A 16,550-nucleotide genomic window follows, 5' to 3' on the forward strand; every position below is an offset into this window, starting at 1 on the left:
TCGTTCAATCCGGCTTGCAATGAGGTCCGACGTCGAGCCTGCGTGCCCCGGCTGTGCCCGGACCTCACAGAACCCTTCAGATTCCGGATCAGTCGGTTTTGTGATTCAAGATGCTGGCTGGAGTGGAGGCCAGCATCGGATGACGCGACCTCTTTCGGATGATCTTCGCGAACGTGTTGTAGCGGCGGTTTTGGGTGGCGAGAGCCGCCGGTCGGCCGCGAAACGGTTCGGCATTTCGGTTTCGGCGGCGGTGAAGTTGTTGCAGCGCCATCGGGCGACTGGCTCGGTTGCGCCTGGCAAGATGGGCGGACATCGCAAGAGGGTGCTGGAGCCGCACCGTGCCTTCATCGAGGCGCGTGTGCGTGAGACGCCGCATCTGACACTGCATGGTCTGAAGGATGAGTTGGCCGCACGCGGGGTCTGGATGTTCTTGAGGCGCGAGGGCCTGAGCTTCAAAAAAAACGCTGTTCGCCCTTGAGCAGGCGCGCGCTGATATTGCCCGCAGGCGTCAGCGATGGCGCTCTTGGCAGGCCGGCCTCGATCCGCAGCATCTGGTCTTCATCGACGAGACCTGGATCAAGACCAACATGGCTCCGCTGCGCGGTTGGGGGCCGAAGGGCGAACGGCTGCGCGGCTTGGCCCCGCACGGCCACTGGCGCACGCTGACCTTCCTCGGCGCGCTGCGCTGCGATAGGCTCGCGGCACCTTGCGTCTTCGACGGGCCAATCAACGGCCAATGCTTCCGCGCCTATGTCGAGCAGCAGCTCATCACCGTGCTGAAACCCGGCGACATCGTCGTCATGGATAATCTGGGAAGTCATAAGTCGGCGGCCATCAGGCAGATGATCAAGGCGGCCGGCGCCAGGCTTTGGTACCTACCGCCCTACTCCCCAGACCTCAATCCGATCGAGCAGGCCTTTGCCAAAATCAAACACTGGATGCGCCAAGCTCAGAAACGTACCGTCGAGGACACTTGGCGCCACATCGGCCACCTCGTTGAAACGATCGAGGCAACCGAATGCAACAATTACTTCGCAAACGCCGGCTACGCTTCCATCAAAACGTGAAAGGCTCTAGGGCTACGTTTCAGCCATTTCAAGAAGCCGCTTAAGCGATCATACTTCCCTTGGGTGCGGCTGCGCGTCTTGCCGCTGTTCAGATTTTGAGAAGGGCTCACCCTGGATTCACGGCGAACGTCCTGAGCGAGCAAGTGCGACCGGGAAATCCGAAATCCAGCGCTGCCATACCAAGGCGGTGCCAAGGCCGCCGTGGAAGTCGCGATGAAATTCTCGGACGACCTGATGCGCGAGTCCTCCGTCGCTCAGAAGTACGACGAAGCTTCGCAGCGGGGAGCCGGTTTTCCGAAAGAGACTAACGAACGGCGTTCAGTTCAAGTCGCTGTGCGAAGCGCTGGTTCGCAGACCTGTCAGGAAGAAACAGCACATCGGCAGATTTGGTGCCGGTTGTTCTGGCCTCAATCTCGGATTGGCTTGCCTTTCGGCGCCCGGTCCGGGTCAGCCAGTATGCCTCGTATCCGTTATCCGACAAGAGGCGCAGGACTACCAAAACCGACGCCCCGAACTTGTTCAATCCCTGGTCGGAAAGTTCGACGAACAGGGCCGGGCGGGCGAACCTCAGGATCTCGATCATGCCCTGAAGCGTCAGCAGTTCGGCACCCTGCACATCGATTTTCACGAGCGCCGGGCACCGGGGTCCCTTGTCCGCGAGCAGTCCGTCGAGCGTCACGGCGGTGACCGGCACGCCGGTACCGTTCTGGGAAAGCTTGTGGTCGGCCGGATAAAGCGGGTTGATTTCGAGAAAGGTCGTGCCGGGCTCGGCGGCGGCGACCACCCTCAGCGCCTCGACGCGGCCAAGGAGACCCGCGCGCTCGAGCGCGCAAATCAGGCCGCTGTAATTCTGATCCTCCGGCTCGATGGCGATCACCTTTCCGCCATCACCGACCCATTCAGCAAAGCGGAGCGAGAAGAAGCCGACATTGGCGCCGACGTCGATGACCAGCGATCCGTCTGGCACGAATTCCCTGAGCTGATCGATTGGGCCTGCTTCAAAATACCTTTTGTACAGGGGATAAAGCGCAAGATAGGCGCGGTGGAAAAGCGGAAGACTCTGCAGGCCGAGCTTGGCGGTCAGCACGTATAGCCTGATAGCCGAATCTCTTAGGAAAACTTTGAGCATTCAGGAACCATCCATGACACCGATGCAGGATTGTTGACAGTGACTTGTCGAGGGGCCCCGCTCGGAGGGCCGCATCGCAACGATCTTCGTTCGGCTATGCAGACTTTATCACTCGATCAAGGCCTGATCGCGGGAATAAGGAGCTACCTCCCGAGGATCGGCGTCGACACACCGCCCCAAGACCACCTGACTGGATAATGCCGCCACCGCCACGAGCCGGGAGGTTTCCAAATTCGAACATCAGGAGCACTTCCTCGCATCACCGGCTGGCGTGGCTCAGCTCGGAAAAACCATTGTTTGGTCCCGGCGAACAGCTTCGCTGAGTACGCTCCCGAGCCCAGCCCGGTGACCCAAAAAAACGTGGTCTGGTTCGCCCTGAGGCATGTGGACGGCATTCAACGGCGGCCGACGGACGAAGTCCAAACCCTTGCCCGGACCGCACTATGTTTATGGCTTCCTCACGCCGGCGCCGAACGAGCCGATCCATCCCAAGGTCATGCCGTAATCACACCACGGATGAGGAGCACGACGTTTGGATGTGCGTGCGACATGGGATGAGGCGACGGCGTTGCTGCGGCCGGATGATGGGCTGAAGATTGTAATGCGCGGCGAGGACAAGAGGGTCAGGCAGCAGCCTTAGACCGACTGAGACTTCTATAACCCGGTGCCCTATGGTCGCATCGAGGCCCACCTGCCGCGCCGCAATAAAGTCGGGGTAACCAGTCCTCGTCGTTTCACTATAAGCTTGGCTGTGCCATCGGTAAGCGGCGGCGACCATTGCAATCGCATCTTGGTCAAGCCCCTCGTTACGAGGAGGGCAATATGAAAAGTATATCGAAGTACATTTGTTTCACAGCACTCATGATCGTCACGTGCTGCACGAGTGGTGGAGGTGGTGGATCGTCGCTGCTACCGCCGGCTGGGTACACTACCAGTCAGCTGATATTCGAGGACACCTTCACGGGGCACTCGCTCGACTCCACGAAGTGGATACCGGCGATCGCGGACCAGAACGGTATCTGGCAGCAGAGCGTGCCGTCGCCGTACTCCGCGGTGAACGCTGGCGGATTCAACGCCGAGTACTTCGACCCGGCTCAGATCAGCACTGGCCCATCAGGCTTGAAGATCGTTGCGACGAGAAGCAACCGGTTCGCCGGGTACACGTGGAAGTCGGGCGCCATCTGCACGCACGGCAAGTTCACGTTTGCCGGTGGCTACGCCCAGATACGCATGAAGCAGCCGGACGTCAGCACTGGCGGATGGCCAGGCTTCTGGCATCTCGAGGGCGGGGCCGAGATCGACACGCAGGAGGGCGGGTTCCTCAACGGCTCCGTGTCGAGCAACGGAGTGCTGGCAAACGCTTTGTTGGCTGCCACCAACGAGCAGCGGTTCTTCGATGCTGGTGTGGACCTGTCGGCCGACTACCACGTCTGGGGCATGGAGTACATACCGGGCGTGTCAATCAAGTTCTATTTCGATGGTGTGCTCAAGCGAACCGTCACTACGAACGTGCCGACCGATGCCATGACCCTGCTCATTAATCTGAGTATCGCCAACAGCAGCGCGTCTGGCTGGCACACGGCCTACGACAGTTCGACCCCGGCAACGCTCGAACTGGAGGTGACCGACGTTCAGGTCTACCACCTGAGGATGACCGACAGCATCGAGGGGTGACGATACGAAAGTGAGCGCTGCGTACTGCTCGTAGAACGGAGCAGGAACTAAGCGGCGAGTAGCGAGACTGGCCGGCGCAGCGGCCGCAAGCCGTCGGTGGGCGTCAGATCGGCGCCCCAGACGTAGTCCCCCGTCAGACCGACATGCTCTCACCCTAGCGGCGCGACGTGCTTCACGAACTCGGCCTCAACGGTGCGCTTCCCGCAGGTGAGCATGCCGATAGCGAGCACATTGACTTTCATGAACCTCAGGAGGTCGATGTCATCCTTGTCCCATTCGATCACCTGTGATCGATCATGGCAGCGGTTCGATCGGCACGGTTCGTCGACCCGCACGGCGGCGGTTATCCACGCGGAGGCAAATGAGATTGATGCGGCGCGCGCCCGACGCCTTCAGCTGAAGCGCCTCGCAAGTTGGGCGGTGAGCTTGTGCGAGGGTCTCCGCGGCGCCGATCGGTTCCGCGAAGGCGCGACGGACTTCGATCAGTTCCTGCGGGGCGGATCGACTCGATTGGCTTGCCGACATGGCCGGTCGCGAGGCCGACGAGCCAACCGGCTCACTGGACAGTGGTACCAGCGATGAGAACCTATCACTGTTCGGGGGCCTTCATCGCGACGGTCACACCATCATCCGGTTCCGCATGCCACCGAATTCGCCGATCGCGCGGGCCGACAGATCACGCTGCACGAATCCTCAACGACGATGTGGCATCGGGCAAGAATTCGCTTCTGAACGCCATGAGGTTGCTCCCATGAGTCTTCTGGAGAGCCTGCGAATCGCCACGCACGCGCTTCGCGGGATCAGGCTGCGGAGCGCCTTGACCGTTCTTGGGATCGCCGTTGGCGTCGCCGCACAGGCGAGCGCGGTGCAATTCAGTCCGGATCAGCAAAATGGGGCTACCCCTGAGGAACGATCGCGGATCGGAGAAAACCATGCGATGAATTCAGAATGACGCATGAGACGCATGACCTTAACGACGAGCGCAGAGCTTAACGCCAAGCCCGGTCGAACTCCCGGCTCTCCAGCGGTCAAGGCTTGTAAATGGAAGTTGTCATTGCAATCCCGAAGACTTAAGGCGCCAAAGCTTACGCACGAATAGGGCAAATCCGATTGGGTGAACCGCACGCTATTCTTGTATCGGGAGTTGCGGGCTTCGTAGGAAGCAAGCTCGCAAGGCTCTTTGTTGATCGTGGATATCCGGTCTTCGGCTTTGATGACCTGTCACGAGGTTCTCGGCAAAACCTAAGTGGCCTCCTCACGCATGAGAGGTTCATTTTTGAGAAGGTGGATCTCTCAGACGCCGGTGCAGTGAGAAGCCGCTTTATGAATTGTCACAGTCGCATTCCGATTTCCGAAGTTTGGCACATGGCTGCCAATTCGGACATTGCTGCGGGAATCGCCGATGCCTCTGTTGATCTACGCGACACCTTTCTATCGACGTTCAACGTGTTGAACGCGATGAAGGAGGCGGGGGTTCCGTTCCTTGCTTTCGCTTCCAGTTCAGCAGTATACGGCGATTTGGGAGAGGCTCCGATTAGAGAGGATGTCGGGCCGCTGCTGCCCGTTTCCAATTACGGTGCTATGAAGCTCGCATCGGAGGCGCTAATCAGCGCTGCCGTCGAGAACTGGCTAGCTCGGGCTTTGCTCTTTCGCTTTCCGAACGTGATCGGCGTCCCAGCAACACACGGTGTCATTCTAGATTTCGTGAGAAAGCTTCGGATCACGCCAAACAAGCTGAATGTTTTGGGATCGGGGCGACAGCAGAAAGCATATCTTCACGTCAATGATCTGATTGATGCAATTGTATACTTGCGTGCGAACGCATCCGAGCGGCTTGGCTATTACAATATCGGCCCCGGGGACAACGGGGTAACCGTTAGCTTCATAGCGGAGACGACTGTCGGGGCTGTCGCACCGGGCGCGGGGATCGAATATGGAGTTGAAGACCGCGGTTGGACGGGGGATGTTCCCCGATTTTCCTATGACATAGCAAAAATCAGTGCACTCGGTTGGCGGCCCCAGCTTGGTTCGGCTGATGCTGTTCGAAAAGCCGTCGTAGAAATCGTGCGACAGGAAGGACACCTGTGATGCAGGCGGTTGTACTTGCGGGCGGTCGAGGGACGCGGCTCAGGAGCCGGACAAGTGACTTGCCTAAGTCGCTGGTCAACGTTGGCGGCAGGCCACTTCTTGAGCATCAAATCGTCCTCGCTAAGCAACACGGTATCGAGAGGATCTTGATTCTGGTGAACCACGCTGCCGAGCAAATCGTGGAGTTTTGCAATCAGCGCGAGAATTGGGGGATTGACGTTCTTTGCGTAAATGACGGTGCGCCTCGCGGGACTGCTGGAGCAGTTCTGTCCGTTTTGGATCTGCTCGACGACGACTTCCTTACGATCTATGGCGACACGATGCTCGACATCGATCTCACCCGCTTCAAGTGCTTCCATGAAAAACACAAGGCAGCAGCCGCAACAGTTTTCACCCATCCGAATGATCACCCGCATGATTCCGATCTGATAGACACGTCAGAAGACGGTATGGTTACCGCGTTCTATCCATATCCACACGATCCCGGTTGCTATTACCCCAACAAGGTCAGCGCGGCTCTTTACTATATTCGAAGACAAGCTTTATTCCGGTGGCGCGCCACAGTAACTCCGCTCGACTTTGGCAAAGACCTTTTTCCTGAAATGCTTCGGGCCGGTATGAAAATTAGAAGCTACAACAGCCCTGAGTACATAAAAGACGCTGGGACCCCGGCGCGACTTGACAAGGTTTGCGCCGACTTTGAATCGGGCTGCATAGCCCGAGCTTCCCTCACTTCTCCGCAGAAAGCAGTATTTTTGGACAGGGATGGGTGCATCAATGTTGACTATGGACACATCGATCGTCCCGAACGCTTCGAACTGATTGACGGAGCTGCGGCCGCGATCGCTTGTTTCAACCGAGCCGAATACCGGACAATTGTCGTCACTAACCAACCCGTTGTGGCCCGAGGCAATTGCTCTGCACGAGACTTGCGGATGATCCATAACAAGATGGAGACTGAGCTTGGCCGCTGTGGAGCTTTTGTTGATGCCATCTATTTCTGCCCGCACCATCCAGATCGCGGCTTTATCGGTGAGGTGGAAGAGCTGAAGATCCGCTGTGAATGCCGCAAGCCTTCTATTGGGTTGATTAATGAGGCCGTCGAGGCATTCAATATCGATCGCAGCCAATCCTGGGTCATCGGCGATTCATCTACGGATGTCGCTCTCGCAAAGCGGTCTGGCATCAGATCGATCCTCGTCGAGACGGGCGCGGGCGGGTTGGATAGCAAGTATCATGTCACGCCTGACTATACTGTCTCAGACTTGTTGGAGGCAGCTAAGTTCATTCTCGCCGTTCATCCACCCTTGATAAATTCAGCATCTGATCTGATCTCCCATGTGAAGCCAGGTGATGTTTGTTTCGTAGGGGGCCTCTCCCGGAGCGGAAAGAGTTTTCTTTCCAGCGCTATCGCGGAGGTTCTTCGCGGGCGCGGCTTTGAGACGGAAATCGTTGCTCTTGATCGCTGGATACGGTCCGTCGCGGATCGCGAACCAACCGTGATGGATCGCTCCAATGTGGACGAGATCAGGAAGGTTCTAAGCCGCTTAGTGGGAGTTCGCTCTCGCGAGACGCACGAACTGCCCTTTTACGAAAAGCTCAGCCGCATATCGCATCCAAGATCGGAAAGCATAACCGTTTCTCCGGAAACCGTCCTGGTCGTGGAAGGAACCGTCGCTCTTTGGCTATCCGATGTGGTTTTGGGCGGTCGTGCACACACATTTTTCGTTGATATTGATGAGGAGGTGCGGATGTCCAGAGTAGCGCGAGAATACTTGCGGCGAGGTATGGATTGGGGGACTGCAGCGAGTATTTACAGTTCGCGCCAAGAGGACGAGACACCGATCGTGTTGGCATCGCGGGCGCATGCTAAACATTGCGTCCAATTGCGGGCGATTGAGCTGACAGAGGCAGTTCAATGATCATTAGTCAGACGCCGTTTCGAGTCAGCTTTGTGGGAGGTGGTAGCGATCTTCCTGCCTTCTATCGGCAGGAAGGTGGCGCCGTCCTAAGCGTTGCTATCGACAAGTACGTCTACGTGAATGTGAACCGTAAGTTCGATAGTGGCACTCGAATCGCTTATTCGAAAACGGAAGAAGTAGATAGTGTTGAGCGCATCCAGCATCCGATTGTAAGGGCGACGATGGGATATCTTGGGATCCCTGGAGGAGTTGAGATAACAACTATTGCCGATATTCCTTCGAAGGGAACAGGACTTGGATCCTCAAGCACTTTTACCGTTGGCCTTCTGCATGCACTAAACGCGTTTCGTGGGCAGTATGTCTCCAAGGCAAGGCTCGGCGCTGATAGTTGTCGCATTGAGATCGAACTTTGTGGCGCTCCCATTGGAAAGCAAGATCAATACGCCGCCGCTTTCGGGGGGTTGAATCTTATCGAGTTTCACCCTGATGAAAGCGTCTCGGTGTCACCAATCATATGCCCAGGTGATTTTATCGCTTCAATTGAGAAACAAGTTCTCATGTTTTACACCGGCATCACGCGTAGTGCTTCAGACATTCTCGTCCGACAGTCAGAGGGCATCGCAAGAGCACCGGACAAGCGGAAAGCGCTCAGGCGGATGGTCGAGCTCACGTATCACCTTCGTGATGAACTGCATCGATGCAACCTCGACGCCTTCGGCGAAATCCTCCATGAGAACTGGCTCTTAAAAAAGAGCCTCTCTGAAGAAATCACGAACGATGTAATCGATGGCTGGTACCGAACTGCGTTGCGAGCAGGTGCCACGGGCGGCAAGTTACTTGGAGCAGGTGCAGGAGGTTTTCTCATGTTCTTCGCGCCTCTCGATCGCCACGACGCAATCAAAGTAGCCCTCGGGGAGCTAAAGCATATCCCTGCGAAGTTCGACTTCGTCGGGAGTCGCATCGTTCATTATCAACCGACATCGGAGGCCACCCAATGAATGACTTCAGCGGCAGCGCTCAAGTATATTTCGAGAAGCTCGAGACCGTTCTGGCTTCATTAGATCACCAGAGCTTTGATAACGCAGTAGCCTTGGTCGCGCAGGCACAGGAAGACGGCAAGCAAATAATCACCCTTGGAAATGGTGGCAGTTCACTGACAGCGCTACACTTTATCACGGACTGGAACAAGAGCATCTATCTCTCTACGAAGCGCCCGTTTCGTGGTCGGACGCTGATCGACAATGTGGGCCTTACATTTGCCTACGCCAACGATGTTTCTTTCGAGGATGTATTCGTCGAGCAGCTGAAGAACATCCTGAACGATGGCGACTTGGTCATTGCCATTTCGGGCAGCGGGAACTCGGAAAACGTTTTGCGCGCTGTTCGATACGCTAATGATCATAGCGCAGTCACGTTGGGTCTTTGTGGATATAGTGGAGGAGCGCTCAAGCAGATCGTCCAACACGTGGTTTGGGCGAATGTGAATGACATGCAACTAGCGGAAGATATACATTCTATGTTCGGGCATGTCGTTATGCAGCGTCTTTGTTTTGGAAGTACACAACAGTGGAGCGATTGGCGACAACGGCTCAGCGCTGCTGGAGGCCTCAATTCAAATCGAGCTGGCGCCGAGACGGCTTGGCAACCCTGATCGAGAACAAGCCATGCCGCAGTTGGACGAACGCGGCCAATTTATAGGCGGGGTCAACCTTGCCTGTACATACGACGATACGGCGAAAGAGCAGGCCAGGCGGTTCGCAGACGGCCGCAAGGTGGAGCTTCGGCGCCTGGTTGCGCAGTTCAAATTTGACAATCCGCGGGACCGGCCCGCGGCTACGAAGCGCCCTCGCGCCCGAGGGCGACGTTTCAGCCATTTCAAAGAGCCACTTAAGGACCATACTTCCCTTGGGTCTTCGCGCTGTTCAGATCTTGAAAAATTCGATCCTGATGCAGGCGCGCTGGCGTGGCGATCAAACGGCCTGTCCGGTGCTGTAGGGGCTGCGCTCGATGACGGTGCCAGCCTTCCACCTCGATCCGCGCAAACGGCACGGTCGAACATCCGGGCCTGCAGTTCCACCCACAAGCACGTCAGCTAGTCCGCCACGCAGCAACGGCAGATATTCCGGCTGCCCCTCTCGATCACCTCATGGACACGGGCGGTGCGCTCGAGCCACGGATGCCCAAACCAGCGCAACATTTCAGCCGAAGGACACGGTTTTGGTAGGGCGTCCGGAAGGCTGTTTCGGTGCGGCCGTTCGACACACTGCCTACATTAGAAGGTGTTAATAAGTTATCGTCTAGCCTCATTCTCGCCGCAAATGGCAGGTTGGGTTACGTACATCGTCCTCGAATGATCAATTCACGCAGGTACAATGCCGTGTGTGAATAAGTTAGAGAACGAAAATACCTGCGTTTTACTTAGGGACGCGGGTCGAATTAAAACAAAAAAACGCAATGAGCTAATGGTATACGGTACTTACACTATACGACAAGCTCGGCGGTACGTCTGCCGGAAGAGTTGCCCTCACTTCAATCCGGCTGCGGCTGGAACCGTTGAACACCTTGCGGGGCGTCGGCAGCGACAGCGTATATGGTTCAAGGAGGAGGCCCTGATGGGCATTCCCGTTGACAAAACTCACCTTCGAGGGCGGGCTCAACGTTAAGCTCGCTCGACAATATGTCTGGGGCGAGGACTTCCAAATCTCCGCTACTTTGCAATCCGTTCGCGTTGCCTAGCTGCGGGCATGCTCATGTCGCGTGCCTCGGCCATGCGCGGCAGTAGAAATCCCTTTTTTCAACCTCAAAGAGGATCACCGAATGGCACTTTCCACACCTGCAGGCTTTGCCTCTAGCGACTTGGTCTACGAGGAGGACTTCTCCGGTACGGCGCTCGACAGCAACTGGCACACCTACATCACCAGCAATGCCGCTAATGGCTGGCCGTGGAACGACAATGGATCGGGCGGAAGTGGGATGGGCAACCAGTTTAACGCCGAATACTTTATGCCGAGCCAAGATACGGTGAGCAACGGGCTGTTGAATCTCACGGCAATCCAACAGCCCGTCAACGGCGTGGTTCAGGGGACGGCACAAACATTCCCGATCACGTCCGGCGCCGTCAGCAGCTATGGCAACTTCGAATTCAACGGCGGCTACCTTCAGATCAGCATGCAGGCGTCGAGCGGCGACGGCGCATGGCCAGGCCTCTGGATGATGCCCGGCCAAGGCGCGGGCAGCAGCGGCGACAATTTTGAGATCGATATACAGGAGGGTGGCTTTACCGGCTCGGGGCCCACAGACCATAATTTCGCCTGGCACCTCCACGGGCCGTCAGGGGCGACCGGTGGCGTCGTCGACAGCGGCGTCGATCTCACGGCGGGTTTCCACACGTACGGCATCAACTGGGTGCCCGGTGAATCGATCACCTGGTATCTGGACGGGAAGCAGATGGCGCAAGTGACCAGCGCACAGGCAGTGATCCCGGATGAACCGATGGAATTGATGATGAGCAATTCGGTCGCGAATTCGAACGCGACCGGATGGCGTACGGCTCTCGACAGCTCGACCCCATCGTCAATGCAGATGCAGATCGACGAGGTGCAGCTCTATCAAAAGATAGGTAGCGGCGACACTGTCACGGGGGCGAACGTCGCTCCCCCAATCACTGGCTCGACCGCGACCGAGACTGGGTCTGGAACCGGGACTGTCGCTCCTTCCGGCGACACCAGCGATGGCACCTTGTACGGCACCAGCGGCGCCGATGTATTGCATGGAACCACTGGCCAGACGATGATCGGCTATGGCGGCAACGACACTTACTATGTCGATAATGCCAACGAGAAGGTGGTTGAGGCAGTGGGCGGCGGCAACGACAGTGTGATCGCCTCGGTGAGCTATGCGCTTTCGGCCGGCTCGGAGATCGAGCATCTCGCCACCAACAACCCGTCCGGCACGAAGACGATGACCCTCACCGGCAACGAGTTCGCCCAGACCATTGAGGGCAATGCCGGCAACAATGTCATCAACGGTGGGCTCGGCGCCGACGTCTTGACCGGTTACGGAGGCCACGATGTCTTCTCGTTCAATACTGCTCTTGGAGCCGGCAATGTCGATAAGATCACGGACTTCAAGCGCTCCCAGGACACGTTCCATCTCAGCGATACCGTTTTTGCCGGGCTTCAGCCGGGAGGGCTTCCATCCAAAGCTTTCTTTGTTGGTGCAGCCGCGCATGACAGTTCCGATCATATCATCTACAACAGTGAAACTGGGGCGCTCTCTTTCGACAGTGACGGGGCCGGCGGCGAATCTCAAATACAGTTCGCCACTCTTTCCCCACATCTGTCGCTCACCGCAGCCTCATTCTATGTGACCTGAAGGAACGCGGGGCTGCCGTGGCCAAATAAGGACTGGATAACAGCACCTGTGAACCGAAGTCAGCGTAGTAAAAGGCGGGAGCCCGGTTTTCGGAGAAGATCTGCTCAAGCAAAAGAGATGGGGTTCCATCCCGATAAGATCGGGATGGAACAGGCTCTGGTTGCTGTAGGTTGTCCATTCAGACCGAACCGAGGAGACTGGAGTTACCAAGCTTCGGGTCCGAATGAACATCCCAGACTGGCACGTGCAGCATCATCAGCTACTTTCTCTCGCCAATGATGCAATACAAGCAGGAGACACTGCGAGAGCGGTAAGCAGCCGGTTTGCAGCCGACGAAAGTTCGCCCTCCGGTTTCAACTCGAGAGCGCCGCAATCTTGTCGAGGCGCAGCCAAAGCATGCGATGCGTCAAAGACGGGAAGCGGTCGGCTCGAAGCTGGATGACCAAAGCCGGGTGTGGAAGGTCGAACTGCAACAACTCGCTCGCGAGACAGGCCTCGCGCTCCACATTGCATCACCATCCGACGGGCACATCGACGTGGAGCAACATCGAACACCCCTGTTCTGCCGCATCACGGACGGCGCCCTCCTCGATCGCGCGGGTCGAGCTGATCGCAGTAACGACAACCAAACGGGGCTGAAGTTGGGCGCGCGGTCGATTCCGCGAGCGACGAAAAAAGGGAACAAGTGAACGATGTCGAGATGGAGGCGCTCGCCATCTAAGGCGACGCGTTCATCCGGTGGGACTACACCATCCGCCCGAGATCAGTGGCAAGTCGGAGCAGTTGACGGGCCCTAGCCAGCTCCCTCCCCTGCGCAATAAAGACCAATGCTTGCAGGTGACGCCGATTTGGGAAACTATTGACCTGCTAGGCCTCTCACGCGGTTGATGGGGTTCAGGCTGCCGCAGCTGAATTCGTGGCGATCTCTAAAACCGACCTCGTTGTGCTGGGAAATACAAGTGCTGACGTCGCGGCGCTCATTCCTGAAGCTCTTTGGCGCCGTGTCGCTCGCGACATTCGGTCTGGCGAGTTATGCGCTCGCGATTGAACCTCGGTTTCGACTGCGTGTCACTCGCTACAAGGTCCTACCGCCGCGCTGGCCGACCACTGCCAAGCCCCTGCGCATCGTCGTGATCGCTGACATCCACGCCTGCGAGCCTTGGATGCCGGTTTCCAGAATCGACGAGATCGTCGGTGTTTCGAATAGCCTGCAGCCCGACATCATCCTTCTCCTTGGCGACTATGTGATGGGCGTGCTTCCGCGTTATGCCACCGGGATCGTGCCCGACACTGTTTGGGGCAATTCACTTTCGAAACTTTCCGCGCCACTCGGCTGCCACGCCATTCTCGGCAACCACGACTGGTGGCACGGTGTCGATAGCGTCCGCGCAGCTCTCGTCGACAATGGCATTCCGGTCCTCGAGAACACTGCCACGCTTATCCGTCAGCAGGATGGCCCAGCATTCTGGCTCGCGGGTCTTGGCGACCAGTGGGCCGTGCAGTTGTCTGGCGGCGTGTATAAGGGCGTCAACGATCTGCCTGGAACACTGGCCGCAATACCGGACGACGGCAATCCGATATTGCTCCTTGCCCATGAACCGGACATCTTCATTACTGTCCCTGACCGTGTCAGCCTGACGTTATGCGGCCATACGCATGGCGGACAGGTGCGCTTGCCATTCATCGGCCCACCCATCATCAACTCAGCCTACGGACAGCGCTTCGCCTACGGGCATGTCGTCGAGGGTGGGCGGCACATTATCGTATCCGGGGGTTTGGGCGTATCGTGGCTGCCGGTGCGTTTCGGCGTGTCGCCGGAGATCATAGTCGTCGATATCGGCTCGAAAAACTCTCGTCCTGTCGACGAATGACATCTGCTGTCCCAGAGAGACCTGCGTGCGCGGACCGTTCCGCGCGAGGGTATTTATGGTCGTGTACATGCGGTCGGGGTTTCGCCGTGTTCCCATCGCCTTCCAAGACGAACGCAGCACAGTCCATCATCCTTTCTCCGGACGGGCGGAGGTCGGCGGATAGCTCTCGACCAGAATGTTTTTAATGAGCTGAGCCAGGCGTCCAAAACACCTTTCGTCGACATTCTCGGGGAAGGGAAAACCTGAATGCGGTCAGCGGCAGCTTGCAGCCCATCCTTGTCGTTGGCGCCGGAGCAGAACGCATCTTGGAGCCTGCAAATGGGCATGCTTGCACGAGACCTCCTTTCGGCCATCGGCGGGCATACTCCTTTTGGATGAGGCGGCGCGAACCAGCGTTTTAGGACTACTCCAATTCCTGCAGGGGCCTGCGCCCGGCAGCGTGCTAGGACTGTTGCGCGCAATAGCGGATCAAAACCTTGACCCTCGACTTACTCGGCCAAGCCAGGCCGAACACATTCGTCTTTGAAAGCAGTGCTCTCATCAAAGCCACTGGCTTTCGGGAATACGACGCGCGCTGGTGGTTCGGCCATCCAGACCGGGAGAAAAAGCCCGAACTCAACCTGGTGGGCGTGCAGGCGATCAGGCGATCGGCATGGCGCTTCGCACCTTGATCGCCCGACACCATCACTGGTCACTGCTTCCGTAGCTGCCATCAAGAGGCGCGTTGCCAAACTCGTCGATGCCATAGCTGGCTTCGACAAGTCGGGGCATTTCGTAAGCGCGAATTTCCCCGCACCTTTTGCTGTTGAGTGCTCTGATGCATGAGGTGTCCACCAAAATAGGTGGACACCTTGTGATGGAAGAAGATGAGCAGAAACTGCGGGTGAGGCTTGTCGGTCGGGACGGGCGACGCCGATACGACCCGGCATCGAAGGACCGTCTTGTCTCGGCCTGTCTTGAGCCTGGCGTGTCGGTATCGAGGCTTGCGCTCGAACATGGGGTCAATGCGAACCTTCTTCGGAAGTGGATAAAGAAGCGGGCGGAGACCCAGTCCCTCCCACAGCCCCCACCATCGGCGTTCATCCCGGTTCAGATTGAAAGCACTTCCGATCGGGCCTTGCTGCGACAGAGCAGCATGGCTGCGGTGGATTTGCCGGGGACTTGCGATGGGGCACGTAGGTCGGCATCGAAAAGGACAGCGCCTTTTTCCTCTCCAGCCAAGGTGAGCGCGTCGCTGCCGAACGGCGTGAAGTTGACGCTGGAATGCGGTGATGTGGATGCGTTGACGGCGACCATCGGAGCACTGGGTCATGTTCAGACTGGGGGCTGACCTGAAAGTCTACCTGCACCGCGAGCCGATCGACTTCCGGGCCGGCATCAACAGCCTTGCGGTTCTGGTCCAAGAGACGATGGCGCTCGATCCGTTTGCTCCGGCGGTTTTTGCGTTCTGCAATCGCCGTCGCGACCGGATGAAGCTCCTGTTCTTCGATCGGTCGGGCTTTGTGCTGGTCATGAAGCGGCTGACCGAGGACAAGTTCCGGTGGCCGCGCCGGGAGGCAGCGGTGGTCACGCTTACGACCGAGCAATTGCACTGGATCCTCGACGGCATCGACATCGATGCGATGGTCCGCCATCCGGTGCGGCAATATCAGGTTGCGGGTTGAGGGCTCTCGAATTGAGCGGTTGACGCGGCGGCATGCTTTCGATTCAAGAATCTGATGAATCGACCCGGCGAACCGACTGTTGAAGCGTTGATGGCGCGTATTGCTGCGCTGCAGGCGCAGAACCGTCACCTCACCGAACGCGTCGTCAAACTCGAGGAAGAGCTGGCGCTTGCACGACTGCATCGTTTTGCGCCGCGCAGTGAAAAGCACATTGACCGCCTCTTCAATGAAGCCGAACAGGCCGCGGATGAGGACGCCGCCGACAACGAAGATGGCGGCGTCGTTGTCCTGCCGGACACGGGCTTGCCGGCGAGCGAAGGGGCGACGGGAAAGAAGCGCGGCCGCAAGGCCTTGCCGGAAAACCTGCCGCGCGAGCGCGTCGAGTATGACCTTCCCGACGATCAGAAGGCTTGTCCTTGCTGCCGTCACCAGATGCATCGCATGGGCGAGGCCGTTACCGAGCAACTTCATATCGAGGTGAAGGCGAAGGTCCTGCAGAATGTGCGGTTCAAATATGCTTGCCGTCATTGCGACCGTACCGGCATCAACACGCCGGTCGTGACCGCGCCGATGCCCGCGCAACCCTTGCCGGGCAGCATCGCCACGGCTTCGACGCTGGCCTTCGCGCTCGTTCACAAATACGTCGACGGCACACCGCTCTACCGCCTGGCGCAGGCCTTCGAGCGCGCGGGCGTTCCTGTCAGCCGTGGCGCTCTGGGTCACTGGGTGATCGGCTCGAGCGAAAAGCATCTCGCCCGCAT

General features: G+C 57.9%; 16 protein-coding genes and 1 pseudogene. 15 read left to right on the forward strand and 2 right to left on the reverse strand.

Annotation, left to right across the window (positions count from 1 at the left end; genetic code table 11):
* The first annotated feature begins 139 nt into the window (after window positions 1-139).
* Window positions 140-1,067, forward strand: a protein-coding gene (locus tag NKJ20_RS32625) for an IS630 family transposase (protein ID WP_352749688.1) whose coding sequence is annotated in 2 segments (ribosomal slippage) — window positions 140-454 and window positions 456-1,067 — 927 coding nt in all. Because the reading frame shifts where the segments join, the coding sequence is not laid out codon by codon here.
* A 304-nt stretch (window positions 1,068-1,371) separates the two neighbouring features.
* Here the strand turns inward: NKJ20_RS32625 and NKJ20_RS32630 are convergent.
* Window positions 1,372-2,196 (reverse strand): FkbM family methyltransferase, encoded by an 825-nt coding sequence (locus tag NKJ20_RS32630; protein ID WP_352749689.1) that lies wholly within the window; start codon window positions 2,194-2,196, stop codon window positions 1,372-1,374.
* A gap of 191 nt (window positions 2,197-2,387) precedes the next feature.
* Between NKJ20_RS32630 and NKJ20_RS34275 the strand changes: the two are divergent.
* Together NKJ20_RS34275 and NKJ20_RS32635 are read left to right on the forward strand one after the other, a co-directional pair.
* Window positions 2,388-2,836: pseudogene (locus NKJ20_RS34275) on the forward strand (SOS response-associated peptidase family protein); the annotation flags it as partial.
* Between the two features lie 182 nt (window positions 2,837-3,018).
* Window positions 3,019-3,870, forward strand: coding sequence for a glycoside hydrolase family 16 protein (locus tag NKJ20_RS32635; RefSeq protein WP_352749691.1), 852 nt, complete (start codon window positions 3,019-3,021; stop codon window positions 3,868-3,870).
* Window positions 3,871-4,019: 149 nt separating this feature from the next.
* On the opposite strand, the gene NKJ20_RS32640 is transcribed toward NKJ20_RS32635, so the two are convergent.
* Window positions 4,020-4,205: a hypothetical protein gene (locus tag NKJ20_RS32640; RefSeq protein ID WP_352450696.1), complete on the reverse strand. Its 186-nt coding sequence runs from the start codon at window positions 4,203-4,205 to the stop codon at window positions 4,020-4,022.
* 188 nt (window positions 4,206-4,393) lie between these two features.
* On the opposite strand from NKJ20_RS32640, the gene NKJ20_RS32645 reads away from it, so the two are divergent.
* The 12 genes from NKJ20_RS32645 to NKJ20_RS32700 form a co-directional block, all read left to right on the forward strand.
* Window positions 4,394-4,822 (forward strand): hypothetical protein, encoded by a 429-nt coding sequence (locus NKJ20_RS32645; protein ID WP_352450571.1) that lies wholly within the window; start codon window positions 4,394-4,396, stop codon window positions 4,820-4,822.
* 158 nt (window positions 4,823-4,980) lie between these two features.
* Entirely contained in the window at window positions 4,981-5,958 is a 978-nt protein-coding gene (locus NKJ20_RS32650; protein ID WP_352450570.1) for an NAD-dependent epimerase/dehydratase family protein, read from the forward strand.
* Complete coding sequence (locus NKJ20_RS32655) at window positions 5,958-7,880, forward strand: HAD-IIIA family hydrolase (RefSeq protein ID WP_352749711.1); 1,923 nt, start codon at window positions 5,958-5,960, stop codon at window positions 7,878-7,880. Before NKJ20_RS32650 ends, NKJ20_RS32655 begins: the two co-directional genes overlap by 1 nt.
* Complete coding sequence (locus tag NKJ20_RS32660) at window positions 7,877-8,878, forward strand: GHMP family kinase ATP-binding protein (protein ID WP_352749695.1); 1,002 nt, start codon at window positions 7,877-7,879, stop codon at window positions 8,876-8,878. Before NKJ20_RS32655 ends, NKJ20_RS32660 begins: the two co-directional genes overlap by 4 nt.
* Window positions 8,875-9,531, forward strand: a complete 657-nt coding sequence (locus tag NKJ20_RS32665; protein ID WP_352746473.1) for an SIS domain-containing protein — start codon at window positions 8,875-8,877, stop codon at window positions 9,529-9,531. The genes NKJ20_RS32660 and NKJ20_RS32665 overlap by 4 nt, the downstream gene beginning before the upstream one ends.
* A gap of 1,166 nt (window positions 9,532-10,697) precedes the next feature.
* Window positions 10,698-12,254 (forward strand): family 16 glycosylhydrolase, encoded by a 1,557-nt coding sequence (locus NKJ20_RS32670; RefSeq protein WP_352749697.1) that lies wholly within the window; start codon window positions 10,698-10,700, stop codon window positions 12,252-12,254.
* A gap of 323 nt (window positions 12,255-12,577) precedes the next feature.
* On the forward strand, window positions 12,578-12,943 hold the full coding sequence (locus tag NKJ20_RS32675; protein WP_352749699.1) for a hypothetical protein: 366 nt from the start codon (window positions 12,578-12,580) through the stop codon (window positions 12,941-12,943).
* A 270-nt stretch (window positions 12,944-13,213) separates the two neighbouring features.
* Window positions 13,214-14,125, forward strand: coding sequence for a metallophosphoesterase (locus NKJ20_RS32680; RefSeq protein ID WP_352749702.1), 912 nt, complete (start codon window positions 13,214-13,216; stop codon window positions 14,123-14,125).
* 476 nt (window positions 14,126-14,601) lie between these two features.
* A complete protein-coding gene (locus tag NKJ20_RS32685; RefSeq protein WP_502902845.1) occupies window positions 14,602-14,796 on the forward strand; it encodes a hypothetical protein in 195 nt (64 codons plus the stop codon).
* 185 nt (window positions 14,797-14,981) lie between these two features.
* Window positions 14,982-15,455 carry an IS66-like element accessory protein TnpA gene (tnpA, locus tag NKJ20_RS32690; RefSeq protein WP_352749705.1) on the forward strand — a complete coding sequence of 158 codons (474 nt, stop codon included), beginning with the start codon at window positions 14,982-14,984 and terminating at the stop codon, window positions 15,453-15,455.
* Window positions 15,436-15,789 (forward strand): IS66 family insertion sequence element accessory protein TnpB, encoded by a 354-nt coding sequence (tnpB, locus tag NKJ20_RS32695; RefSeq protein ID WP_352469379.1) that lies wholly within the window; start codon window positions 15,436-15,438, stop codon window positions 15,787-15,789. Before tnpA ends, tnpB begins: the two co-directional genes overlap by 20 nt.
* A 54-nt stretch (window positions 15,790-15,843) precedes the next feature.
* Window positions 15,844-16,550: IS66 family transposase zinc-finger binding domain-containing protein (locus NKJ20_RS32700; protein WP_352749708.1), on the forward strand; the 707-nt coding region annotated here is incomplete at its 3' end.

It is taken from the genome of Mesorhizobium sp. M0185, assembly GCF_040322175.1.
Classification (GTDB): domain Bacteria; phylum Pseudomonadota; class Alphaproteobacteria; order Rhizobiales; family Rhizobiaceae; genus Mesorhizobium.

What these genes read in the sequence shown, in the direction of transcription:
- tnpA (WP_352749705.1), top strand. Translation starts at nt 14,982, where the DNA reads ATGGAAGAAGATGAGCAGAAACTGCGGGTGAGGCTTGTCGGTCGGGAC.
- NKJ20_RS32660 (WP_352749695.1), top strand. Translation starts at nt 7,877, where the DNA reads ATGATCATTAGTCAGACGCCGTTTCGAGTCAGCTTTGTGGGAGGTGGT.
- NKJ20_RS32670 (WP_352749697.1), top strand. Translation starts at nt 10,698, where the DNA reads ATGGCACTTTCCACACCTGCAGGCTTTGCCTCTAGCGACTTGGTCTAC.
- NKJ20_RS32635 (WP_352749691.1), top strand. Translation starts at nt 3,019, where the DNA reads ATGAAAAGTATATCGAAGTACATTTGTTTCACAGCACTCATGATCGTC.
- tnpB (WP_352469379.1), top strand. Translation starts at nt 15,436, where the DNA reads ATGTTCAGACTGGGGGCTGACCTGAAAGTCTACCTGCACCGCGAGCCG.
- NKJ20_RS32645 (WP_352450571.1), top strand. Translation starts at nt 4,394, where the DNA reads ATGGCCGGTCGCGAGGCCGACGAGCCAACCGGCTCACTGGACAGTGGT.
- NKJ20_RS32655 (WP_352749711.1), top strand. Translation starts at nt 5,958, where the DNA reads ATGCAGGCGGTTGTACTTGCGGGCGGTCGAGGGACGCGGCTCAGGAGC.
- NKJ20_RS32630 (WP_352749689.1), bottom strand. Translation starts at nt 2,196, where the DNA reads ATGCTCAAAGTTTTCCTAAGAGATTCGGCTATCAGGCTATACGTGCTG.
- NKJ20_RS32665 (WP_352746473.1), top strand. Translation starts at nt 8,875, where the DNA reads ATGAATGACTTCAGCGGCAGCGCTCAAGTATATTTCGAGAAGCTCGAG.